The sequence below is a fragment of the Nitrosomonas ureae genome (genome assembly GCF_001455205.1).
GTDB lineage: Bacteria > Pseudomonadota > Gammaproteobacteria > Burkholderiales > Nitrosomonadaceae > Nitrosomonas > Nitrosomonas ureae.
The window spans coordinates 1,355,914-1,381,208 of the sequence record NZ_CP013341.1 but is presented as its reverse complement, the minus strand read 5'-3'; the positions used below and the strand labels follow the sequence as shown (position 1 = coordinate 1,381,208).

The following is a 25,295-nucleotide window of genomic DNA, read 5'->3' as shown; positions in this document are numbered from 1 at the left end:
ATAGAACTCGTTATTAATGATTCCTAACGAGACACCACACTGGCTGCTTGACGAATTGCAGTTAATAAAGCGATATCCAAATGCCCATCTGCAATACGCTGCGTTTTTTGCTGAAAGCGACTGATTGCTTTGCGAGTTGTTGAACCCAATATGCCATCGACTTCGCCTGAATCAATGCCTAAAGCCAATAAATCCAGCTGAAGCTGGCGTACTTGCTCGCGGGATATTTTATCAGTATCACTCGGAGGTATGCGATGCAATGCAGCTGCACCTGCAATACGATCCGCCAAATGACCCACCGATAATGCGTAAAACTCGGAACGATTCCAGCGCATGATGACGTGAAAATTCTTTGAAACCAAAAAAGCCGGCCCCTGATGACCGGAAGGTACAAGCAGGGCAAACTTTTGCTCTGTCGATGCTACAGGCGATCCAGAAGTTGTAGTAACCCCCAGCTTTGCCCACGTTGCCAGGCTCAACATTTGATCGCGGCCAGCTAACCCATAATCAAATGATGGTGGTAATCGAACTTCCTGTCCCCAATCTAATCCTGGCGTCCAGCCCAGTTGCCGCAAAAAATTCGCGGCCGATCCCATGGCATCCGGAATACTACCCCATAAATCCCGACGTCCGTCACCATCGACATCCTTAGCATAGCTCAAGAAAGTCGAGGGCATAAATTGCATATGACCCATAGCGCCCGCCCAGGAACCGATCATCCGCTCATGGGAGATATCTCCCGCATCCAGGATCCGCATCGCATTGAGCAACTCCTGCGTAAAAAAGGTACTTCGACGCGGATCACAAGCTAATGTGGCCAAAGAATCCGTTACCAGCCAATCCCCAAAATATCCGCCATAATTAGTTTCCAATCCCCAGAATGAAACCAGATATTGCGCCGGAATACCTGTTTCTAATTGAATTCTCTCCAATAATGGGCGGTATTGTGTCAATAATGCTCGACCGCGTTTAATACGCTCATCATTGATGCGCGTATTAAAGTAACCCGAAAATGTTTGTGTAAATTCAGGTTGTCGCCTGTCCAGTTCAATGACACGCGGAAGGTGTTTGACCTTATCTAATACTTGATTCGCCGTTCTGTCTGAAATGCCCTCTGATCTAGCCAGAATCTTCATTCTGGAAATGCATTCGCCAAAACTGACAGTATCAGCATAAGCGAATGACAAGGAAATCAACTCTGCTACCAGAACAACAACACTTAAACAGAATTTCTTACGAGTCATACTTTACGCCAAAATAAAATGATTAAGACCGCTGGTGCGGCAATCGCCAGCATGGTTTATTTCTTATGCGGACAATTGAGTTTAATACAGTCGGCATAAAGTGATAGCGAATGTTCTTGTAGAGTAAATCCGCGTTCTTTTGCAATATTTAATTGGCGCTTCTCTATTTCAGAATCAAAGAATTCCTCTACGCGTCCGCATTGCAAACAAACTAAGTGATCATGATGGCCGTTTCCCTTTAATTCAAATACCGCTTTACCACTTTCAAAGTGATGCCGTTCAAGCAGGCCAGCCTGTTCAAACTGCGTGAGTACACGATATACAGTCGCCAACCCAATATCCTCACCTTCAGTAAGCAACTCTTTATAAACATCTTCAGCAGACAAATGCCGTACGCTACTTTGCTCAAAAAGATTCAATATCTTGAGCCTGGGTAACGTAGTTTTTAGACCGGTATTTTTAAGATCTATACTTTTGAGACTGTCGGAGCTACTCATGGTTATTTCTATCCGGAAAATTATTTACTGTATCATATAGTGCTGTGCTCACTTTGAAAACATACTATTCATAAAATGGCTGTAAAATTTTCCGCACTGCTTATTTTCCTCCTATTCACCGGATGCTCATTCCTCCCCCATATTCTATACAGAATTGATGTGCAGCAAGGTAATGTTGTTTCAGATGAAATGCTGGAAAAATTAACACTCGGCATGACCAAATCCCAAGTACTCTTTGTGATGGGCTCTCCATTAATCGTTGATGCTTTCCGTGAGAATCGATGGGATTATGTTTATTTGATGCGGGAGAAAGGAGACCTAATTGAGCATAAACGGCTAACGCTTTTTTTTGAAAATGACACTCTAATCAATATCGAAAACTATATGCAATTTTCGCAAGAAACCACAAAAACCAAACCCGATCAGCGTGACTCTGATAAAAATGAAACCCAATCAAATGACGAGGTAAAACAATAGCTCAACAAGATTGGCAATTAATTATTAAATCCAAAATCATTGCAGGAATAAAATGACCATTCAAAAAATTGCAATCGCCGGCTGCTCCGGGCGTATGGGTCGCACACTGCTCGAAGCCGTGACACAGGCACCGGATATGCGATTAACAGCCGCATTGGATAGAACAGGCAGTCCTTACTTGAACAAGGATGCAGGGGAATTAATAGGAACACCTTGCGGCATCCCGATTGTCAGTGACTTTGCAAGCGCCTTAACGGATTGTGATCACCTGATTGACTTCACTCGACCCGCGGGTACTCTGGCACACCTTTCTATTTGCCGGAAAATAGGGGTAAAAATGGTAATTGGCACAACCGGTTTTTCAGTCGAAGAAAAGAACCAGCTTGAGGCAGCAGCAAAAGATATTGCCATTGTATTCGCACCCAATATGAGTGTCGGCGTGAATGTCACTTTCAAATTATTGGAAATTGCCGCAAAAGCACTGAATGAAGGCTATGATATTGAAATAATCGAAGCTCATCATCGACATAAAGTCGATGCGCCGTCCGGTACTGCTTTACGCATGGGAGAAGTAATCGCGCAAACTTTACAAAGGGATTTAAGTCAAGTAGCGGTTTACGGACGCGAAGGCGTGACGGGTGAAAGAAAACCGGAGACCATCGGTTTTGCAACCATTCGAGCAGGAGACATTGTAGGTGATCATACTGCGATGTTTGCCGGCATCGGTGAACGTGTGGAAATTTCGCATAAAGCCAGCAACCGCATGACTTTCGCCATGGGCGCATTGCGCGCAGCGCGTTTTCTGATTGATAAACCCAACGGATTATTCGATATGCAGGATGTATTAAGCTTGCGTTAACATCTTATGGCAACCTATGCAATTGGTGACTTACAAGGATGCTTTACCGAATTTCAGCGACTGATTGATTTGATTCGGTTTGACCCCATGCAGGACCGATTATGGCTGGTGGGAGATATCGTCAATCGCGGTCCGGATTCATTGTCACTATTGCGTTATATTAAACAAGCTGGTGATGCCATACTGATGGTGTTGGGAAATCATGATTTACATCTGCTGACAGTTGCCGCAAGAGAAGCAAAAAACCTCTCCAATGACACCATTCAACCGATTCTTGATGCGCCTGATCGGGAAGAATTGCTACATTGGTTGCGACACCAAAAATTATTTCACTCCGAAGGCCAATATGCCATGGTACATGCGGGTTTATTGCCGTCTTGGTCAATTTCACAAGCGGAACAATTAGCTCGTGAAGTCGAATGTGCCTTGCAACAAGATAATGCTCAAGAGCTGCTCTCACGAATGTATGGCGACGAACCCAATTACTGGCAAGATGAATGGGCTGATTACCTGCGCCTGCGGGTTATTGTTAACGCAATGACACGAATGCGGGTATGCACATCAGAAGGTAAAATGAACTTCACTTATAAAGGAAATTTGCAATCCGTACCGTCCGGCTATTTCCCATGGTTTAATGTCCCCAACCGGGTCAGTCAGAATACCACCATTATTTGCGGTCATTGGTCAGCACTGGGTTTACACATAACAGACAATATAATCGCATTGGATACGGGTTGTGTTTGGGGCGGACAACTCACTGCTATTCGCCTGGAAGATCGGAGAGTTTTTCAACTTTCTTGTGTGCAATAGGCAACGACAAGGTATCGGCGATCGCTTGTTCTGATAATCGCGCCAATTCACGACGATTCTTGGTACCGCATGAAGTCGGTAAATTAAAAGTCAGCTCTGCATCAATTCTTGTTTGACTCAGTATTTTTTGCAATGACAAAACCAGCGACGACTCTATATAGGCTGCCTCTTGGCAAATCTCACCGGCACTATTGCGATATCCGATAGCGACAGGGTAAAGCAATGCGTCGGTTATTACAGCCGATTGCAGTAACGACGCATGAAAATGATTTAAGTGGGTACCATCGGTTGTCGTTCCCTCCGGAAATACCGTAACCCGCTCCCCTCTTTCCAGCACTTCACTGATTTGTTGATTGATGCGCAAGGTATCGGCACGTTTTGCGCGCTCAATAAACAACGTGCCGACATTTCTGCTCAACCGCCCTAAAATCGGCCACCGGTTAATTTCCGCCTTAGCCACAAAGCGAGTAGGACAAACTGCCATCAACACACAAACATCCAGCCAGGATACGTGATTAGCAACCAACAACACACATGGAATTTCCGCAGTAGGTAATCTTCCATGACATTGCAACCTGATTTCCAACACAGACAATAACCCGCTTGCCCATCGCTGCATCAATTTACGTTGAATAGGCAGGGGAAAATAAGGATAAACCACCGATTGCAATAAACCTGAGACGACATGAAACAGCAAGCGGATCAGGCGAATGAAGCGCAACAATAGCGGGGTATTTTTTTGCATGAAGAGTGTGATAAGCGACAGAACTATTTCTGACGACGGAAGCAGCCACAACCAATCAACCAATTTCTATTGCAGCAAAATCAGATGCTGTAATGCGCGCAAAGACAATATACGCGCGTATTACAGCATCCAGATAATGATATCTCTACTATCTATAAAGCAGGATATTAATAGGAAATAGCCGGTCCTTCGAGCCAGAGACAATCCGAGATCAAGCACATTCCACCAAAACCTTTTAGTGCCGGTCTCAGTTCGTTAACGACCCTTTGTGTTTGATCATCTTTACAAGCGAGAACCACCATGACATTCTCTTCTTCCATCAAAACATCATCAGGATCACGCACACCACGCGACCCGAGTCCACCGACATTCTTAAGAATAGTGTAACCCCGCACCCCGCACCTATCCAACAATTCCGTCAGTTGCTCGAGCTGCTCAATTCCGATAACGATCTCAAATCGTTTCATTGCGATTGTATTATTCATAATTTTCTTTCCCGAAAGTTCAATAATCATTCAAAAAATCAGTATCTTCTAAACTGGAATGGTATGAAACCAATGCGCCATTTCCCAGTATATTGGCACACCAAGAAATATATTAAAAGGAAAAGTCACTCCCAGTGAAGCACCTATAGAAACCGCCGGATCCGCGTCCGGAACCGCAATGCGCATGGCTGCGGGCGCAGCGATATAGGAGCAACTGGCATACAACACCGCCAATAACATGGTGCCACCTTCCGACAAACCAAAAATCCAACCCAGGTAAGCACCGAATAATCCGGCTGTTATCGGGAACAGTATACCAAACGTAATTATGAATACACCCTTTGCCATAACGGCTTTCAACCTTGATGCCGCCAGCAGCCCCATTTCCAACAGGAAGAAAGCCAACACGCCCATGAACAAGTCCATGAACATTTTATCCAACGGCGCTACGTTATTCGTCATTCCGGCATAATAACCAATAATCACACCGGCTATCAAAAGATAAAGGCTGGTACCGGTCAGAATTTCGTGCATCAACTTGCCCCATTGGGTTTTCTCACCACTCGCACCGGCACGCGCCAGGATCGTACCGGTCACCAAGGCCGGTATTTCCATCAGTGCCATAATCAGCACCATGTAACCCTCGGAGTACTCATCCTTCGCTGCCAGAAATGCTACCCCCACGGCAAACGTCACCGCACTCACCGAGCCATAGTGCGCGGAAATCGCGCCCGCATCCGCCTGAGTGAATTTACCGATAAATCTTAAAATCGGATAAGCCGTCAACGGAATCAGCGCTGCTAAGACAACCATAGCAGAAGCAATGGGCAAAACCTCCATGATTTCATACTTGGACATCGATACCCCGCCTTTAAAACCAATGGCGATTAGCAGAAACAAGCTCAAACTCTTATATAACGCCTCGGGTATTTTCAGGTCAGACTTGATTACACCCGCCAAGACCCCGAATACAAAAAACAAAACTACTGGTTGTATAGTTGCCATGCAATACTCCCTAATTTATTGATTAGATATAATTCTTGTTTATAAAAATTCTTCTACTACCATATTCTTTAAGGTAACGTGAATTCGGAATAAAAAAGCCCCAGAAGCCAAAAGGTTTTTGGGAAATTCAATTTTTAACCGAGATTCTACGAAACGTAACCACCTAGTTTGATGTAGGGGACGATAAGGAACACTCTTCTTAATTCTTGAAACCCGTGATTGAATTGCTCTTCACAAAGAAACGTTAACACAAGAAATGTGAAGAATTCGTGAAGGTGACAGAAGACTATCTATCCAATTATTAAGGAAAAATAATATGGAACGTGGTACCTTTTCCGGGTGTGCTATCCACCTCAATACCCCAGTTGTAGTAATTGCAGATTCGTTTAACAATCGCAAGCCCGATACCTAATCCTTCCCCCTGCTCGGAACCGCGAAAAAAACGTTCATAGAGTAAGGGCAAATACGCAGGCTCTATTCCAATACCCGAATCTGAAATCGATAGGCGACGATTATTGAATTCAACCCGGATAAAACCGTTTTCAGTGTATTGCACGGCATTGCGCAGCAGATTCATTAATGCAGTATGCAATGCCTGACGATTGACTATAATTGTAATCGAGGGCGCAATGTTCACTTCAAATTTCAGTTTTTTCCGATAAATTTCGGAGCAGATCGGTTCGACCGCATCAAAAACACACTCGGCCACGGCCACGGGTTCTGTAACCCCTAATCCTTGTTCTCGTGCGAGAAACAATAAAGCCTGTAATTGCTCACCCATGCGTGTGGCAGCCGCTTCGATCATTTTTATTCGGTAATGCGATCTGGTGGGCATATCGGGCGTGGCAACCAACAATTCACAACTGGTTAGAATGGTTGTAATCGGCGTTCTTAATTCATGACTAACATTAGCGGTGAATTCCTGCTCACGTTGCAGCATGCGTTTAATACGACTCTGATAATCATCCAATGCGTGAGCAAGCTGTGCAACTTCTTCATCCATATCCGGTTGCGCCAGCAACCCGGTTTGAGCGCTATCCGTTGCAAGCTGACTGACCCGTTCAGCCAAATCCGTAACCTGCTTAACCAGTACTCCGGCCAGCAGATAACCCACTAAAAACGCAATGGCAACGACAATAAACCATGAAACCAGGATGATCAATCTGAGTTTGCTTAATCGCTGCTGATGCAACGCAATTCGATAGGCCACAAGAAACTTTACTTCATCGATTACACGCACACGAATATGGTAATTTTCAAGACCATAGTAAATCCGATGATAGCCCGAACTAAATCCACGCAAATAAGCAGGAATCTGCAATTCGTCATCCATACCGTGGATTACATAGCTTTTAAGATTTGAACCGACCTGGGAAATAAAATCCGAGTGTATCTGGTAGCGCTGGACGAGATGATCCATCTCCATCTCAATGACTTGCTCAATATGCGCCTCTTCAATATCGTCGGAAACAAAATAAAGAATAATGCACAGCGTTCCAACAATAAAAATACTAAATGTTGATAGCGCTACTGCAACGCGATAGCGCAGGCTATGTTCATTTGGAAATCTGAGCACGAGATGTCAAGCAATAACCAAGACCATGAACCGTTTCAATTGGATCATAACCGCCCGCCTTGGTTAAAGCACGCCGTAAAATATGCATGTGACTGCGCAATGTATCGCTGGTTTCCTGAACATCCTCCCATGCCTCCATTTCAAGTTCCTCGCGACTGAACACCTTGCCCGGCTCACTCATCATCAACGCCAGTAAACGTATACACTTGGGCGGAAGCTTCACATTCTTGTTTTCAAAGCGAATAGACAATGTCTTAGGGTCAAAAGTAAGCTTGTCGAATTCTAATGTACGATTCGCGACCTTACCGAGATGCCTTTTATGTAGCGCCAACAAGCGGGCTTCCACCTCTTTTAGCGCAAAAGGTTTAATCAAATAATCATCCGCTCCTTGCTCAAAACCTGCCAGTTTATCCTCCAACGTATCACGTGCAGTCAGCATCAAAATAGGTGTATCAATCTGAGATTCCTGGCGCAGCTTCCGGCACAGCGTCATACCATTCATGCTCGGCAAGCCCAAATCAAGCAAAATTGCATCAAACCGCTGCGTCACCGCCAAATGCAGTCCCGCGACACCATTTGCAGCGGCATCCGCAGTATGTCCTCTGGATTCCAGAAAATCATACAGATTGGCTGCAATCGCCAAATCATCCTCAATAATCAAAATATGCATAATTTCTTCCTGCAATGCCTCAGATCAATTTAAGCACTCTCCAAGTGGAATTTACGACTCAGCGTATGTACCGCTTCTACCAAAGCTGCCGCATTCTCGGGTGGCGTAAATTGAGAAATTCCATGCCCCAAGTTAAAGACATGACCACTTCCAGCACCATAGCTCAGCAGTATCTTCTCAACTTCCGCAGTAATCACCTCTGGTGAAGCAAACAACACCGAAGGATCGAGATTTCCCTGCAAAGCAACTTTATCCCCAACCCGCCGGCGCGCTTCCCCGATATCGATTGTCCAATCCAAACCGACGGCATCACAACCAATATCAGCAATTAATTCCAGCCACAAACCGCCACCCTTGGTAAAAACAATCTTTGGGATGCGCATGCCTTCGTGATCCCGTTTCAATCCGGCGACAATCTGCTGCATATAACGCAACGAGAATTCCTGATAAGCTCCATGCGAAAGCGCACCGCCCCAAGTATCAAAAATCATGACTATCTGCGCACCCGATTCAATCTGCGCATTCAGGTAAGCTGTCACGGCCTTTGCATTGACATCCAGAATATGATGCAATAATTCTGGACGCTGATACAACATCGTCTTGATTTCCCGAAACTCGGTTCCGCCGCGTCCCTCCACCATATAGCAAGCCAGCGTAAACGGACTGCCGGAAAAACCAATCAAGGGAACTCGATTATCCAATGCCTTGCGGATTTCCGACACCGCATCCATTACATAACGCAATTCCTTGCCTGGGTCGGGAACCTTTAACGCACGGATCTCCTTTTCGTCTCGCAGCGGACGCTCAAACATCGGGCCTTCGCCATGAGCAAAATACAACCCTAACCCCATCGCATCAGGTATGGTTAGAATATCTGAAAATAATATGGCCGCATCCAACGGAAAACGCGCAAGCGGCTGCATAGTCACTTCAGTAGCGAATCCGGGATTCTTACATAAAGCGAGAAAATCTCCCGCGCGCGCGCGCGTTGCATTATATTCCGCAAGATATCTGCCTGCCTGACGCATTAACCAGACAGGGGTGTAATCGACAGGTTGTTTCAGCAATGCGCGTAATAACGTATCATTTTTCAGCGTTGTCATTAAATAAACCTAACTCTTATTGTTATTCTAAACAGGCAATTTCCATTAACAGGTGGTTGAAAACGCTTCCAAGGAAATTGAAAAAAACGTAGCGGGCACAAAAAATATACGCCTAACAAATGAGCTTTTTGAGTCTGTTACTAACGCAGTAGCAGCATTGCGGATAGTTTTTTCAACAGCCTGATAAGGATTCACCTTTACCAATCAATAATATTACCAGTGAACGGCCTTTACGTACATCGCCACACCAGTATATTCAATTCGGAAATTCGCTTAAAAATTGACTTTGGTACTAATCAATCGATGTAAATCTAGTTTTCCACAATAGCGAATAAACGCTGATATTCTTTGATGGCGTACCGATCAGTCATACCAGCAATATAATCAGCAATGGCCTGATGACCCTCTCGATCAAATTTTTTCTGATATTGAGTGGGCAATAATTTTATTTCCGAGCTAAAGACTGAAAATAGCCTCTCGATCGTATGATGAGCTTTGGCACTCATGCGTACCACGCGAAAATGCCTGTAAAGGTTATCGAGTAAAAATTTTTTCAATTCTTGCTGCTGTTTTTTTTATTTGCTGGCTAAAACCAATAAGTGGCGGCGCTACATGCACCGCGACCAAGCTATCAACTTTTGCTGCTTTAATATTACGCGTGCTTTGCTGGATGAGATCAGTCACCAAGGTATTGATCATACCGCGCACAGTTTCATAAACCATGCGACGCTCAGGCAGTACTGGATATTTTTCCTTAACTTGTTCCAAATGATGCGAAAAAATTGCGACGCCCTCCAATTGATCCAGCGTGATTAACCCCGAACGCAGTCCATCATCCACATCGTGATTATTATACGCAATTTCATCGGCAAAATTAGCCAGCTGCGCTTCCAATGAAGGCCTTTTGCGCTGCAAAAAACGCTCGCCCACCGCACCCAGTTTCTGCGCATTCCTCCTGGAAACATGCTTGAGTATACCTTCACGGGTTTCATAACAAAGATTCAGCCCATCAAAAGCTGCATACCGCTCCTCAAGCACATCAACAACCCGCAAGGATTGCAGATTATGTTCAAAGCCACCATAATCGCGCATGCACTCATTCAACGCATCCTGGCCCGCATGACCAAAAGGCGTATGCCCAAGATCGTGCGCCAATGTGATCGCTTCCACCAAGTCCTCGTTCAGACCCAGATTTCTTGCAATGGAACGCCCTATCTGCGCAACTTCAAGACTATGCGTCAGGCGCGTGCGAAACAAATCCCCTTCATGATTAACAAATACCTGGGTTTTGTATTCCAGTCGACGAAAGGCGGCAGAATGGATGATACGATCCCGATCGCGCTGAAATTCGCTGCGCCCGGCCGGCAATTCCTCCGGTACCTCACGCCCACGAGAATTTTCAGAAGACACGGCATAAACAGCCAACTCATTCATTTGACATACATGCCAGAATCGTTTCATTTAAGATTGCAGGCACAATGTCGGCCCTCATTACCGCCTCACCTATCCGATTAAGAACAATAAAGCGTGATTTGCCAGCTTCCACTTTTTTATCCAAAGTCATCAGCTGCAAATATTTTTCCGCCGGCATTTTAGGCGCGACAACCGGCAATTCAGCCTGCAAAAGAATTCTGCGTATACGCTGAACATCAGCCTCGCTGATCAGCTTCATGCGGCGTGACAACTCAGCTGCCATTACCGTTCCTGCCGCCACTGCTTCACCATGCAGCCAGACGCCATATCCCATGCCATTTTCAATCGCATGCCCAAAGGTATGGCCCAGATTCAGCAACGCTCTGATCCCTTTTTCTTTCTCATCCGCAGCCACTATTTCCGCTTTATTTTCGCAGCTGCGTTGAATAGCTTCATTCAGTATCGTCGGGTCACGCGCAAGCAAGCGATGCATATTCTGTTCCAGCCATTCAAAAAAAGCAGGATCACGGATCAAGCCGTATTTAATGATCTCGGCCAGTCCGGCACGTAACTCTCTATCCGGCAAGGTATTCAAGGTTGCACTATCGGTTAGCACCATACGCGGCTGATAAAATGCTCCGATCATATTCTTGCCTAATGGATGATTGATTCCGGTTTTTCCGCCCACTGAGGAATCCACCTGAGCCAGCAATGTTGTCGGTATCTGAATAAAGGGTACACCGCGCAGATAAGTTGCTGCGGCAAAACCGGCCAGATCACCGACCACCCCCCCACCCAGCGCCAGTATCGCAGTATTGCGCTCACAGTGATTTTCCAGTAGCGCATCAAAAATTAAATTTAAAGTTTCCCAGTTTTTGTAAGCTTCACCATCCGGAAGAATAATTGGAACGGAGCTCACGCCTTTCTCCTCCAATCGAATACGCAGCTTGTTCAGGTAAAAGGGAGCCACGGTGGTATTACTTACGATAGCTACCCGTTTTTGCGGCAAGCAGGAAGCAATCAAGTCAACTTGCTGCAAAATTCCGTAACCAATATGTATCGGATAACTCCGTTTCTCCAATGAAGGGGTAAAATCGACAGCGACGGTCTGCATAGTATTACCAGGATTTTTCTGCATGATTGTATTGAAATCTGTAGATATTAATTTGTTGATCAGTTTTTGCACTAGAAAACGCACCCCTTGCTTTCCGCTATCAATGATGACATGCGCCGTTTCACGATAAAGCGCATCCCGTTGCATATAAAGCTCATTCAATCGTGCGTATAAGTTCTCGGTCGCCTGCAGCAAGGGCCTGTTTTTGTCATGGCGGGTTCGTCGATATAAATCATTAACCGATGCCCGCAGATAGATAACAATTCCGCCTCGTCTCAATAACTGGCGGTTTTCTGCATTCAGTACCGCACCTCCACCGGTCGCCAGAATGATGTTCTTCTTTTCTACCAATCCGGCCAATACTTCTGACTCACGCTTACGAAAGCCAGCCTCTCCTTCGATTTCAAATATCACGGGAATCTTTACACCAGTCCGCCTCTGAATCTCATGATCGGAATCAACAAAAGCTTTACAGAGAGAATTCGACAATGCTTTACCGATCGTCGTTTTCCCGGCACCCATCATGCCCACTAAAATTATATTGGTATCCCCCAATTTTTTCTGAATGGGTGACAGCATTTTTGTCTTACTCGAATTCATATCTGCAATTGTAGCTGAAAACCCGCACATTGCACGAGGCAAGCCGTTTGCAAACAACCCACAAAAAGGGTGAATCGGTATTTTGTCCTCAGGGCAAGGATTGACATCAGGCGCTATAAATTTGAATCTTCACCAGAACCAGTGAAGAAATCATCTCATCGGTTTAGTAATCTCACCTGCTGAAGACAGTTTACGCTCAATCCTGCAATCCGGAAGTCTGCCGGACTTAAGCAATCGTAGCGAGCCGAGTGGGATAGCCTTAAGTTCGACCTCCTAGGTCTCAACGCTCAGTACCCGGCGAATCTCATCCGTCTTGAAACCCAGCGCCATGGGGCGGCGCACGTGGGGCAAAGTAACCACATCATACAATTCCTCAACCACGCCCTCGATACGCAACCAATGGACGATATCCCCACTGCGCAAATCGATCACCTGAATACCGCAACGCGCTTCTGCGTTACGCGACTTAAGGTGATCATCCAACGCCAAACCGCTGAATGTTTTATTCTCGCGCGGCTTGGATAAGCCCACCAAAGCAAAGTCGCCATGAAAACTCAAGCCGCGCATATAACCGGGGCAAAAACATAACGGCTCAAAGCGCCCGGATGCCAGATCAACATAACCGAAATCCCCTGTACCGGAATTAAGCAACCACAATTTGCCATTATGCCAGCGTGGCGAATGCGGCATCGACAATCCACCGCAAACGACCTCATTGCGCTGCACATCGATGACAATGCCACCGCCAACCCGATGTTCACGCCAGCCATCGGCCACATCGCATTGTCCTACCGCAGTCACATACGCCGGTTGCCCCTCTCTCATCGCCAGGCCATTCAGATGGCAACGATCTTCCGCCGCCAATTTGCTGATAAAGAAAGGTTGCCAGATTGGTTTGAAACTATGCGTTTCACTCAATGTAGCCAAACAGCCAAACAACGTATTGACAAACACCAGGCGGCCATCGCTATCCACCGCCATGTCGTGTATATCCAGGTCACCCGTGGTATAGCCCATCTGCGGCACATACAACCGATCAAAACTATCCTGCTGCTGCCCCGCCTCGAATACATTCTCAAAGCGCCACACCTGATACAAGCTGCTCATGTACAAACCGGTTGGCGTCGTGCATAACCCCATGCAGCGGTTAAAACTACGCTCAAATACCGAAAGCCCATTGTCGGGCTTGAGACCGATAAAATACAACTTACCCACTTGGTAAGTTGTAAAAGCGATGGATAGTTTCTGCTCAGCCAGCCAAGACAACATTTGGCGGGAAGTACTCATTTCCAGCATCGGCGCAGGTGCTGGAGTAGTCTCGTTAGTATCCATTCATATCCTGACGTTTAAATTTATAGTTTGAGAACCATCAATTTTGGTGACATTGATGAGTTGTGAAAAACTTTTCTGAGGCAATCATTGCAAGGCAAACAACACAGTTTATACATAAGGAATGAGTATTTTGCGTCGGTTTCCAACACCCTGTCAAATCACCGGGAAATCCGTCGTCACATTCACCCCGATCAGCAGCACCGCATCACCTTGCGTATAAGTATGGAAATTGCCATGAATACCGCCATCCGTCCAACCGCTGCTCAGCCCAATCACGCTATCTCCTGCATTGCCTTTGATTTTCAGCGTATTCCTCTCACCCGATAGATCAATGACATCCTGCGCGGTCAAGGTCAGCATGTTGTCACCCGTACCATATAAAGCAATGGTCTCGATGCCATGAATTTTATCGATTACGCCGGGCAGATCCAGATTGAGCCCACTACCGGACAATCCCAGCGTATCGGTACCTGAACCGCCGTCAACAAACAGAAAGTCATCGCCCAATATGCGAATGTAATCGTTACCCGCACCGCCATCGAACGAATCCGCACCGCCACGGCCGATCATGCGGTCGTTGCCAGCTTCACCTTTAAAGCTTTCCGCCGCTTTGGTGCCGGTAAAAATATCATCACCGGGCGTGCCGGGAAAGTCCACCACCTCACCATCGGTAAAGTCGCTGCGTCCAAAGATCACGTAGCTGGATCCCGAATTTGCACCATTCACATTGGCACCGGGAGATCCGACTATCAAATCATCGAAGCCGTCACCATTGACATCTCCCGCGCCACTGACTGATCCGGGTGAAAAATTATCGATCGTGACACGATCGATACGAAAACCGTCACTACCATCGAGACCGGATAGATTCATCACCGCATCGAATCCGGATGCGCGCCCGAATACCACGTAGCTGGAATCCCGGGCATCGACAATCACATCATCAAAACCGTCTCCATTGACGTCCCCCGCGCTGCTCACAGAACGGCCTGATTCATCATGCTCCGTTTCACCATCCAAACGAAAACCGTTACTGCCGTCAAGGCCGGATAAATCCATCGTAGCATCAAACCCTGAAGCCTTGCCAAATACCACGTAACTGAAACCGGAATAACTACCATTCGGATCGGCATCGGGAGCGCCAATAATCACATCATCAAAACCATCCCCGTTGACGTCTCCCGCGCCACTGACTGGTATATCATATACCGACACGCCATCCAGGCGGAAACCATTGCTGCCGTCCAGGCCGGATAGATTCATCGCCGCATCAAATCCCGATGCGCGCCCGAATACGACGTAACTGGAACCGGATCCATAGCCATGCGGAAAAGCATAACGAGCAGTAATGATCACATCATCAAAACCGTCTCCATTGACGTCCCCCGCGCTGCTCACAGAACGGCCTGATTCATCATGCTCCGTTTCACCATCCAAACGAAAACCATTACTGCCGTCAAGACTGGACAGATTCATCGCGGCATCAAATCCGGATGCGCGCCCGAATATCACGTAGCTGGAACCGGAATCATTACCACTTGGATCGGCACCGTAAGCACCAACAATTACATCACCGAACCCATCGCCGTTGACGTCCCCTGCACCACTGACTGACAAACCTGAACGATCATACACTGCATTACCATCTAGGCGGAAACCGTTGCTGCCATCAAGACTGAACAGATTCATCGCGGCATCAAATCCGGATGCCTTGCCAAATACCACGTAACTGGAGCCTGACAAACTACCATTCGGATCGGCATAAGAAGATCCGACTATCAAATCATCGAACCCATCGCCATTGACATCCCCCGCACTGCTTACCGAGCAGCCTGAACCATCACTCGCTGCTTCACCATCCAGGCGGAAACCGTTAGTTCCATCCAGATCGGACAGGCTCATCGCGGCATTAAATCCGGATGCCTGGCCAAATACCACGTAGCTGGAACCGGAATAATTGCTATTCGAACTCGCAAGAGGAGCGCCGACAATCACATCATCAAAACCGTCTCCATTGACGTCCCCCGCATTGCTCACAGAACGGCCTGATTCATCATGCGCTGCTTCACCATCCAGGCGGAAACCGTTGCTACCGTCAAGGCTGAATAAACTCATGGCATTATCATCCACAAAGTCTGTGCTTACGGCCACATCGATCTGTAACACAGCGTCAAATTGAATGTAAGTGCGGACACCATTCTGGATACCGCCATCCACCCAGCCGCTGTCAAGTCCGGCCACGCTATCCCCGGCATCGCCTTTTATTCTCAGGGTATTGGTCTCATCCGACAGATTCAGCACATCCTGCATCGACAAAATCAACTTATGATTTCCACTACCGGTCATGTCAATGGCTTCGATATTCTGCATCTTGTCTCCGGCACTGGACAGATTCAGATTAAAACCGCCGCCAGCCAGTTCCAGGGTATCAAAACCGGTGCCGCCATCGATCAGCACAAAGCCCGCATCCGCGATCTGCATGACATCGTCGCCCGCTCCGCCGGCGAACGAATCCGCGCCGCCTCCACCGATCATCCCGTCATCACCATCAAGCGTTACAAAACTTTCGGCAGCGGGAGTACCGGTGAAGACATCCTCCCCTGGCGTGCCCAAGAAATCAGGTCCAGAGGTAAAGTCGCTGCGGCCAAAGATGACATAGCTGGAACCTGAATTTTTGCCATTCAAATCAGCCCCGGGGGCACCGGCAATCAAATCATCGAAACCATCGCCATTCACATCCCCGGCGCCACTGACCGACGTAACCAGGACACCCCTTCCCCCATCCAGCCGGAAGCCTTCGTCGCCTGCAAGGCTGGATGAATCCGCTACGGCGCTGAATCCCGAAGCCCTGCCAAACATCACGTAACTGGAACTGGGACCCGCATTGCCGAAGCTGTCCTGTTCATCAGGGTCGCTGATAATCAAATCATCAAACCCATCACCATTTACATCTCCCGCGCCACTGACCGATATGCCCGAGTAATCCCCCTCCTCATTCAGACGAAAACCATCGCTGCCATCGAGAATGGATAAGTCCATCACCGCATCAAAACCGAATTCCTTACCGAATACTACATAGCTGCCTCCGCGCGTATTGGTATAACCATAATAATAATCACCCACTCGGATTCCCCGGGTACTAATAATCAAATCGTCAAACCCATCCCCGTTGACATCTCCGGCATTACTGACCGATCCGGCTAAAATATCGGACGTCCCTCCCTTCATGCGAAAACCGTTGCTGCCGTTAAGATCGGATAAGCTCATCGCTGCATCGAATCCTACCGCCTTACCGAATACCACGTAACTGGAATTTCCGGTACCGATAATCACATCATCAAACCCATCTCCATTTACATCGCCCGCAGTGCTGACCGAAGTACCTGCCTGACCACTAAATGATTCTCCATCCAGACGAAAACCATTACTGCCATCGAGAGTGGAGAGATTCATCGCCGCATCAAATCCGGATGCCTTACCAAATACTACATAACTGGAGCCTTCATCATCGAAATTGGAATTGTTCGGATCAGCACCAGGAGCACCAATGATTACATCATCAAAACCATCACCATTGACATCTCCTGCGTTGCTCACAGAAAGCCCGGAATATTCACGCAGTACTTCACCATCCAGGCGAAAACCATTACTGCCATCGAGGCCGGATAGATTCATCGTCGCATCGAATCCTGATGCCTTGCCGAATACTATATAGCTTGAACCGGAAGAGAGATCATTGTTGTCAGCACCAGGTGCTCCAATGATTACATCATCAAAACCATCGCCATTGACGTCCCCCGCACTACTGACTACACCAGAACTGTCATTATTTGCCACCCCATTCAGACGAAAACCATTGCTGCCGTCGAGACCGGATAAGTTCATTGTGGCATCAAATCCGGATGCCTTGCCAAATACCACGTAGCTGGAACCGGAGAAACCACCCGCGCCAGTAGCACCGATGATTACATCATCAAAACCGTCACCATTGACGTCCCCCGCATTGCTCACAGAGCCGCCTGAAGAATGACCTGCTGCACCATCCAGGCGGAAGCCATTATCCCCATTCAGATCGGATATAACCATATGACCGCCATCCACAAAATCCGTACTTACAGCATCCGCAACCATCAGCACCGCTTCATTCTGGGCCGAAAACATATGAAGCTCACCCTTAAAACCGCGATCGACCCAGCCACTGCTTAATCCGGCAACCCGATCACCGGCGTCGCCCTTGACTGTCAGGATATCGGTGCTGCTCGATAGATCCAGCACATCCGCAGCCGTCAGCGTTAATACGTTATCCCCGGTACCGCTCAAATCGATGGTTTCAATATCGATAACCTTGTGATCTGCAGCCGTCAGATCCAGGTTCATTCCACCGCCATCCAGCTCCAGGGTGTCATCTTCCACAAACCCGGAATGATCATTGCCACCGTCAACCAGCAAAAAATCAGGATCGGACACCCGGATGGTGTCGCGGCCTGTTCCTCCAAAAATCGTATCCGCGCCCCCCCCACTGATCAGCGTGTCTTTGCCTTCGCGTGCATAAAAGATCTCAGCCGCCGGTGTGCCCGTGAGCGTGTCGTCGGCCGAGGTGCCAAGGTATGCTGTCAAACCGGTGAAATCGCTGCTGCCAAATATTACATAGCCGGAACTGGTCGTATAATAGGTCGTATCACCTACCCCTCGGTATATTATGTCTCCACCAGCACTGACCATCAAATCATCAAACCCGTCGCCATTCACGTCTCCCGCACCACTGACCGAACTACCTAAATGACCATTCTCCAGAGCTCCGTTCAAGGACATTAGATTGACCGTAGCATCAAAACCGGATGCCTGGCCAAATACCACGTAGCTGGAACCGGAGCCGCCGGGAGCGCCGATAATCACATCATCAAAACCATCACCGTTGACATCTCCAGCCGCGCTGACCGAGCTGCCAAATCCATCTCGCGGCGCCAGTGCATCCACGCGAAAACCATTCTCACTGAGTTCGAACAGATCCATCTCGGCTTCGAATCCAGATGCGCGCCCAAATACTACGTAACTGTAATTCCCAGCACCAATAATCAAATCATCAAAATCATCCCCGTTCACATCGCCTGCGTCACTGAATCTAAATGAGATATTTTTTAAGTGAAAGCCGTTACTGCCATCAAGACTGGATAGTTCCGTCATCGCATCAATGCCCGTTGACTTGCCAAAAACCACATAGCCATCAGATTTACCTAATACTGTATCAAAAAAAACAATCACATCATCAAAACCATCTCCATTGAAATCTCCGGCAGGGCTGACTGTGTTGATTACTAATCGGCCACTGTCTACCCTATGTAAACCAAAGCCGTTGCTGCCATCAAGATTGGATAGATCCACTTCAGCATCAAAACCGGATGCACGCCCAAATACTACATAGCTGTAATTCCCAGCACCAATAATCACATCATCAAAACCATCCCCATTCACATCTCCAGCGGCGCTGACTTTACTTTTTTCCAAGCGAAAACCATCGCTGCCATCAAGACTGGATAGATCCACCTCAGCATCAAAACCGGATGCACGCCCAAATACCACATAGCTGTGATTCCCAGCACCAATAATCACATCATCAAAGCCATCCCCGTTCACATCCCCGGCGGGCTCTAAACTATTTCCTTCATTCAGACGAAAGCCGTTACTGCCATCAAGTTCCGATAAATTCGTCTCCGCATCAAATCCTGCAGCTTTGCCGAACACTACGTAACCGGAACTACTGTAACCCCTGCTGGCATCCCCAGAAATGCTGATTGACACATCATCCAAACCATCACCATTCACATCGCCTGCATTACTGACCGAACGAAAGGAATATCCTGTCTCTGCATTCAGACGAAAACCATTGCTGCCATCGAGATCAGCTAAATCGATACTTGTTGTTGCCATTTTGTCTCCAAATTAGAAGAGATTTGCAGGTTTTCCATCAATGCTGTGGTAACTCACCGCTACATTTGATGATTGGATTGCTTATGAACAGAATATTCCATCGCATACCGCAAATCGTTAATTTAAATTATTTTTATAAGAATATTTTGACGAGATCATGCACTGTGGCACAAAAATACTTTAATGACAATTCAGATAGTTTTGACTGTATGCGTAGGTTTTAAAGAAGCTTGAGGAATGCTTGGAAAACAGCGGAAAGTTTGCTGAAAAACGCATTCTCTGCAGAAGTTGTCGTATCAAAACAGGTCAGATATTGCACACTTATATTTGTAAAGACTGAAAGCAAAGCAATTAAATAAATTTTGATGAATGGGTTGCTGACCTGACTTTAACGCTCTTGTTATAGATACACCCTTCATTTCCATGGATCCTAATGGTTTTCCTTAGAGATCAACAAGGGTTTCCCCAGTATAAGAATCAAGGGTTTCCCGATTTATTTTCGATGCCGGAGTCATTAATATGTACTCAATCGTTGAAATTTATTTCGGAGGCAAAAATCATGAAAACTCAAAAAACTATTACAGCAATATCATTAATCGCTGCTTTATTTTTTGTCGGCCTGCCCTTCAGTTCTGCAAGCGCAGAAGAAATTTTAACCGCTCAAGAACATCTGCAATTGGCAAAACATCATGAACTTTTATTAAAAGAAGCTGAAGATAAGTTGGTACAGCATAAAGCTGCGTTGGAAGATTATGAAGATAGGCCTTATTACTATGGTCGTAGAGGTCAGGACTTTCAATCACATGAGAAAGCCAACATTCGTGAATATGAAAAAATTGTAGCTGAGAATAAAGCTCAAGTAGCGATACATTACAAATTAGCGGGTGAGAGTCAAACACCGCAATTTGTAAGCGGCAGCAGCAATACTCAAGTTAATTAGTAAAATCTCCTCGTTATAAAAAAGCCACTTGATATCAAGTGGCTTTTTTATTGCCTGAAATAAAATCATAAAAACAAGTTAACTGATTTTTTATCCTATCCTATCCTATTCGTTTAATTAGTTATTCTAAATAGTAATACAGAAAGTTCTTAAAAACTCGTTAGATTATCGGGAAATCCGTCGTCACATCCACCCCGATCAGCAGCACTGCTTCCCCTTGTGTAAAGGTATGGAAGTTACTGTGAACGCCGCCATCGGTCCAACCGCTGCTCAACCCAACCACGCTATCTCCTGCGTTACCTTTGATCTTCAAAGTATCCGTCTCTTGCGACAGATCGATAACATCCTGCGCCGTCAAGGTCAGCATGTTATCTCCGACTCCATATAAACTAATGGTTTCAATTCCATGAATGTTATCGATCACGCTGGACAGATCGAGATTGTATCCGCTGCCGGCCAATCCCAGGATATCAGTACCCAACCCACCATCAACAAATTGAAAATCATCGCCCAAGATGCGGATGTAATCATTACCCGCTCCGCTATCAAACGAATCCGCACCGCCGCGACCGATCATGCGGTCGTTACCATCACCACCCTCAAAGCTCTCCGCCGCTTTGGTGCCAGTAAAAATATCGTCTCCGGGCGTGCCAGGAAAATCCACGTTATGAACAAAACTGCTGCGACCAAAGATTACATAGCTGGAGCCGGAATCATTACCATTCGGATCAGCTCTTGGAGCTCCAACAATCAAATCATCAAATCCATCGCCATTGACATCCCCCGCACCGCTGACCGATGCACCCGTTCTATCATCCATCGTCGCTCCATCCAGACGAATACCGTTGCTGTCATTGAGATTAAGATTGGCTAAATTCAGCGTAGCAGTAAAACCGGAAGCTTTGCCAAACACTACGTAAGTTGAACCGGAACTATAACCATTCGGATCAGCAAAAGGAGCACCAACAAGCAAATCATCAAACCCATCACCGTTGACATCCCCCGCGCCGCTAACCGAATAGCCCGCTCTATCATCCTCCATCGCTCCATCCAAACGAAAACCATTGTTACCATCCAGACTGGATAGATTCAGCTCAGTATCAAAACCAGCAGACTTGCCAAATATTACGTAACTGGAACCGGATCCGTCGCCATTCGGGTCAGCATAACGGGCACCAACAATCACATCATCAAAACCGTCTCCATTGACATCCCCCGCACCGCTGACCGATGCACCCGCACTTTCACCCTCTGTCGCTCCATCCAGACGAAAACCATTGTTACCATCCAGATTGGATAGATTCAACATGGCATCAAAACCGGCAGATTTACCAAATACCACGTAACCGGACCCCGAGTAATTGCCATTCGGATCGGCCCCGGAAGCACCGGCAATCAAATCAGCAAAGCCATCCCCGTTGACGTCCCCGGCATTACTGACCGACCAGCCGAAGAAATCATATGCCGCCTCCCCATTCAAACGGAAACCGTTGCTGCCATCGAGATTGGCTAAATTCAGCGTAGCAGTAAAACCGGAAGCTCTGCCAAACACTACGTAACTTGAGCCGGAAATTTCACCGTTCGGGTCAGCATAAGGGGCGCTTACAATCACATCATCAAAACCGTCGCCGTTCACATCCCCTGCATTGCTGACCGAAGTACCAGAAGAATCAAACGCTACCACGCCATCCAGACGAAAACCGTTATTGCCATCAAGGTTGGATAAATCCATGTCAGCAGCAAAACCCGAAGCTTTGCCAAACACTACGTAACTAGAGCCGGAAAAAGTACCATTCGAATCACCTCTAGTGGCACCGATAATCACGTCATCAATGCCATCGCCATTGATATCCCCTGCGCTACTGACTGACCAGCCTGACAAATCATCCGCCGTCACTCCACTCAGACGGAAGCCATTGTTGCCATCGAGACTGGATAAATTCAGTTCAGCATCAAAACCGCTAGCCTTACCAAACACCACATAACTGGAGTTGAGATCAGTGCGCGAACCAACCTGGTAAGTATTGGGAGCACCGATAATCACATCATCAAAACCATCGCCGTTCACATCCCCGGCATTACTGACTGACCTGCCCGACAAATCACCTGACGCCGCTCCATCCAGGCGAAAACCGTTGTTGCCATCAAGATCAGTTAAATTAATCACACCTGTTGTTGGTATCGATACTTCTGTGTGCACAGCCCTATCTACCTGCAGCGTCGTCCCGCTATTGGCAAAAATACGATAATTACCCTCGAACCCAGCATCCGTCCAGCCGTCTAAGAGGCCAACAACATGGTCTCCCGCATTACCATTCACGGTAAAAGTATTGGTTGTATCCGAAAGACTGAGTAAGTCTGGCAACGTAAGTGTCAATGTATTGTCGCCACTGCCGGTCAGATCAATCGTTTCGATACCATCGATGGTATCGTGGAAGTTCGCCAGATCCAGATTGATGCCCTTACCCGTCAACTCCAGCGTATCGGTGCCAATCCCGCCCTCTACCTGTTGAAAGTCAAGATCAGCGACCGCAATGGTATCGTCACCGCCATCGCCATGGAATATGTCTGCGCCGCCGCGGCCGTCCATGCGGTCGTTGCCGTCACCCGCCTCAAAACGTTCTGCCAAGATAGTACCCACCAGATTATCATCCCCCGCAGTACCTCGATATACCGCCTCACCGGTAATAAAGTCGCCACCAAATATTACATAGCTGGAGCCGGATCTGTCGCCATTCGGATCAGCGAGACGAGCACCAATAACTAAATCATCAAAACCATCACTATTGACATCTCCTGCACTACTGACAGATATGCCTAACTGGTCATATGCTGCCACACCGTCCAAACGAAAACCGTCATTGCCGTCGAGACTGGATAAGTTCAGCGTGGCGGCAAAACCCGATGTCTTGCCAAATATCACGTAACTGGAACCAGAGAAATCGCCGTCTGGATCACCACTGATAGCCCCAACAATCAAATCATCTAAATCATCGCCATTGACGTCACCAGCATTGCTAACCGCGCTACCACCATCTAGGCGGAAACCATTGCTACCATCAAGATTGGACACATCCATTGCAGCAGCAAAACCGGCTGCCCGACCAAACACTACGTAACTGGAACCAGAAGCGTTAGTATTAGCACCAGAAGCACCAATAATCAAATCAGCAAAACCATCGCCGTTAATATCTCCCGCGTTGCTCACTGACTTACCCAAAAAGTCATTCTCTGACAAGCCATCCAGACGAAAACCGTTGTTACCATCAAGGCTGGATAATTCCATGGCAGCAGAAAAACCGGAGGCACGTCCAAACACCACGTAGCTGGATCCGGAAAAATCAGCGTTCGAATCGACCCCAGTAGCACCGATAATCACGTCAGCAAAACCATCGCCGTTAACGTCCCCCGCACTGCTGACTGAGGTACCCGAATTATCGCGACTTGCCACGCCATCAAGACGAAAACCATCGTCGCCATTAAGACTGGATAGACTCATCGTCGAATCAAAACCCGAAGCTTTACCAAACACCACATAGCTGGAGCCGGACTGAAAACCGCTCGGTTCGGCACCTGAAACACCGACAATCACATCGTCGAATCCATCGCCATTGACATCTCCAGCACTGCTGACTGAAACGTTTTGACTTTCAATTCCATCCAGGCGAAACCCATTACTGCCATCAAGACTGGATAAATTGATGTCCGCTGAAAAACCGGAAGACCGCCCAAACACAACGTAGCTTGCACCATCAAATGTCGGAGTTCTATACATATCAGCACCCTGGGCACCAATAATGACATCATCAAATCCATCGCCATTGATGTCACCTGCATCGCTGCCTGAAAAATAGTACAGACCAATGTATGGAGCATCTAAGCGGAATCCATTACTGCCATCGAGACTGGACAGATCCAGCATCCTATCAAATCCGGCCGCCTGACCAAATACCACATAACTTGAGCCGAAGTAAGTATTATTCGAACCGTCAAAACGGGCACCAATAATCACATCATCAAAACCATCTCCATTGATGTCTCCAGCATTGCTGACTGAATTACCTGAAACATTATCCTTCGCCACACCATCCAGACGAAAACCATTGCTACCATTAAGTATAGACACGTTCATTATTGGTATTGCCATTTCTTGCCTCCAATATAGGAAGGGATTTGTAAGTCATCCATCATTACTGAGATATTCACCATCATCTTGGTCATAAACCGTGTGGCATGATGAATGTGTAACTTCGCCAGCAGAATATTCACCGCAAATCGTTAATTTAAATTATTTTTATAAAATATGTTGACGAGATCAGACACTGTCGCACAAAAAACCTGCGATGACAATTCAGATAATTCTGATAGGCTGCATAGGTTTTATGGAAGCTTGAACGGCGCTTGAATTATAGTGGGAAGATTGCTGAGAAACGCACTCGATGCAGGTAGCTGCCCTGCAAAAACAGATCAGAAAATACAATTTCTCTGACCTGCTTC

Annotated in this window: 16 protein-coding genes and 2 pseudogenes; 4 read left to right on the top strand and 14 right to left on the bottom strand. The window is 47.0% G+C overall.

The window, feature by feature from the left end:
* Nucleotides 1-23 precede the first annotated feature (23 nt).
* Complete coding sequence (locus ATY38_RS06300) at nucleotides 24-1,244, bottom strand: lytic murein transglycosylase (protein ID WP_062558562.1); 1,221 nt, start codon at nucleotides 1,242-1,244, stop codon at nucleotides 24-26.
* A gap of 56 nt (nucleotides 1,245-1,300) precedes the next feature.
* On the bottom strand, nucleotides 1,301-1,741 hold the full coding sequence (gene fur, locus ATY38_RS06295) for a ferric iron uptake transcriptional regulator (protein WP_062558561.1): 441 nt from the start codon (nucleotides 1,739-1,741) through the stop codon (nucleotides 1,301-1,303).
* Between the two features lie 75 nt (nucleotides 1,742-1,816).
* On the opposite strand from fur, the gene ATY38_RS06290 reads away from it, so the two are divergent.
* Genes ATY38_RS06290 through ATY38_RS06280 form a run of 3 tightly spaced genes read left to right on the top strand, consistent with a single transcriptional unit; the run spans nucleotide 1,817 to nucleotide 3,887 of the window.
* A complete protein-coding gene (locus ATY38_RS06290; protein WP_062558560.1) occupies nucleotides 1,817-2,218 on the top strand; it encodes an outer membrane protein assembly factor BamE in 402 nt (133 codons plus the stop codon).
* Between the two features lie 52 nt (nucleotides 2,219-2,270).
* Nucleotides 2,271-3,077: a 4-hydroxy-tetrahydrodipicolinate reductase gene (gene dapB, locus ATY38_RS06285; RefSeq protein ID WP_062558559.1), complete on the top strand. Its 807-nt coding sequence runs from the start codon at nucleotides 2,271-2,273 to the stop codon at nucleotides 3,075-3,077.
* Between the two features lie 6 nt (nucleotides 3,078-3,083).
* A complete protein-coding gene (locus tag ATY38_RS06280; protein WP_062558558.1) occupies nucleotides 3,084-3,887 on the top strand; it encodes a symmetrical bis(5'-nucleosyl)-tetraphosphatase in 804 nt (267 codons plus the stop codon).
* Here ATY38_RS06280 and ATY38_RS06275 read toward each other — a convergent pair.
* The 11 genes and pseudogenes from ATY38_RS06275 to ATY38_RS06230 form a co-directional block, all read right to left on the bottom strand.
* On the bottom strand, nucleotides 3,838-4,632 hold the full coding sequence (locus ATY38_RS06275) for a lysophospholipid acyltransferase family protein (RefSeq protein WP_062558557.1): 795 nt from the start codon (nucleotides 4,630-4,632) through the stop codon (nucleotides 3,838-3,840). The two genes, ATY38_RS06280 and ATY38_RS06275, sit on opposite strands and share 50 nt — an antisense overlap.
* 167 nt (nucleotides 4,633-4,799) lie before the next feature.
* Entirely contained in the window at nucleotides 4,800-5,117 is a 318-nt protein-coding gene (locus ATY38_RS06270; RefSeq protein ID WP_062560123.1) for a P-II family nitrogen regulator, read from the bottom strand.
* Nucleotides 5,118-5,165: 48 nt separating this feature from the next.
* The gene (locus ATY38_RS06265) at nucleotides 5,166-6,122 is read right to left on the bottom strand and encodes a sodium-dependent bicarbonate transport family permease (RefSeq protein ID WP_062558556.1); all 957 of its coding nucleotides are present in this window, start codon (nucleotides 6,120-6,122) and stop codon (nucleotides 5,166-5,168) included.
* Nucleotides 6,123-6,423: 301 nt separating this feature from the next.
* A complete protein-coding gene (locus ATY38_RS06260) occupies nucleotides 6,424-7,698 on the bottom strand; it encodes a sensor histidine kinase (RefSeq protein ID WP_062558555.1) in 1,275 nt (424 codons plus the stop codon).
* Nucleotides 7,679-8,368: a response regulator transcription factor gene (locus ATY38_RS06255; protein ID WP_062558554.1), complete on the bottom strand. Its 690-nt coding sequence runs from the start codon at nucleotides 8,366-8,368 to the stop codon at nucleotides 7,679-7,681. Before ATY38_RS06255 ends, ATY38_RS06260 begins: the two co-directional genes overlap by 20 nt.
* A gap of 29 nt (nucleotides 8,369-8,397) precedes the next feature.
* Nucleotides 8,398-9,471 (bottom strand): uroporphyrinogen decarboxylase, encoded by a 1,074-nt coding sequence (gene hemE / locus ATY38_RS06250; protein WP_062558553.1) that lies wholly within the window; start codon nucleotides 9,469-9,471, stop codon nucleotides 8,398-8,400.
* Between the two features lie 311 nt (nucleotides 9,472-9,782).
* Nucleotides 9,783-10,905: pseudogene (locus ATY38_RS06245) on the bottom strand (deoxyguanosinetriphosphate triphosphohydrolase).
* Nucleotides 10,898-11,998, bottom strand: a complete 1,101-nt coding sequence (gene aroB / locus ATY38_RS06240) for a 3-dehydroquinate synthase (protein WP_235590435.1) — start codon at nucleotides 11,996-11,998, stop codon at nucleotides 10,898-10,900. Before aroB ends, ATY38_RS06245 begins: the two are co-directional and overlap by 8 nt.
* A 60-nt stretch (nucleotides 11,999-12,058) precedes the next feature.
* Nucleotides 12,059-12,577, bottom strand: a pseudogene (locus ATY38_RS16450) (shikimate kinase); the annotation flags it as partial.
* Nucleotides 12,578-12,871: 294 nt separating this feature from the next.
* A complete protein-coding gene (locus tag ATY38_RS06235; protein ID WP_062558552.1) occupies nucleotides 12,872-13,930 on the bottom strand; it encodes a TIGR03032 family protein in 1,059 nt (352 codons plus the stop codon).
* Between the two features lie 153 nt (nucleotides 13,931-14,083).
* Nucleotides 14,084-19,858 carry a VCBS repeat-containing protein gene (locus ATY38_RS06230; protein ID WP_062558551.1) on the bottom strand — a complete coding sequence of 1,925 codons (5,775 nt, stop codon included), beginning with the start codon at nucleotides 19,856-19,858 and terminating at the stop codon, nucleotides 14,084-14,086.
* A 559-nt stretch (nucleotides 19,859-20,417) separates the two neighbouring features.
* On the opposite strand from ATY38_RS06230, the gene ATY38_RS06225 reads away from it, so the two are divergent.
* Nucleotides 20,418-20,798 carry a hypothetical protein gene (locus tag ATY38_RS06225; RefSeq protein ID WP_062558550.1) on the top strand — a complete coding sequence of 127 codons (381 nt, stop codon included), beginning with the start codon at nucleotides 20,418-20,420 and terminating at the stop codon, nucleotides 20,796-20,798.
* A 160-nt stretch (nucleotides 20,799-20,958) separates the two neighbouring features.
* Here ATY38_RS06225 and ATY38_RS06220 read toward each other — a convergent pair whose 3' ends face one another.
* Nucleotides 20,959-24,945 carry a beta strand repeat-containing protein gene (locus tag ATY38_RS06220; RefSeq protein ID WP_074701531.1) on the bottom strand — a complete coding sequence of 1,329 codons (3,987 nt, stop codon included), beginning with the start codon at nucleotides 24,943-24,945 and terminating at the stop codon, nucleotides 20,959-20,961.
* Between the last annotated feature and the right edge of the window lie 350 nt (nucleotides 24,946-25,295).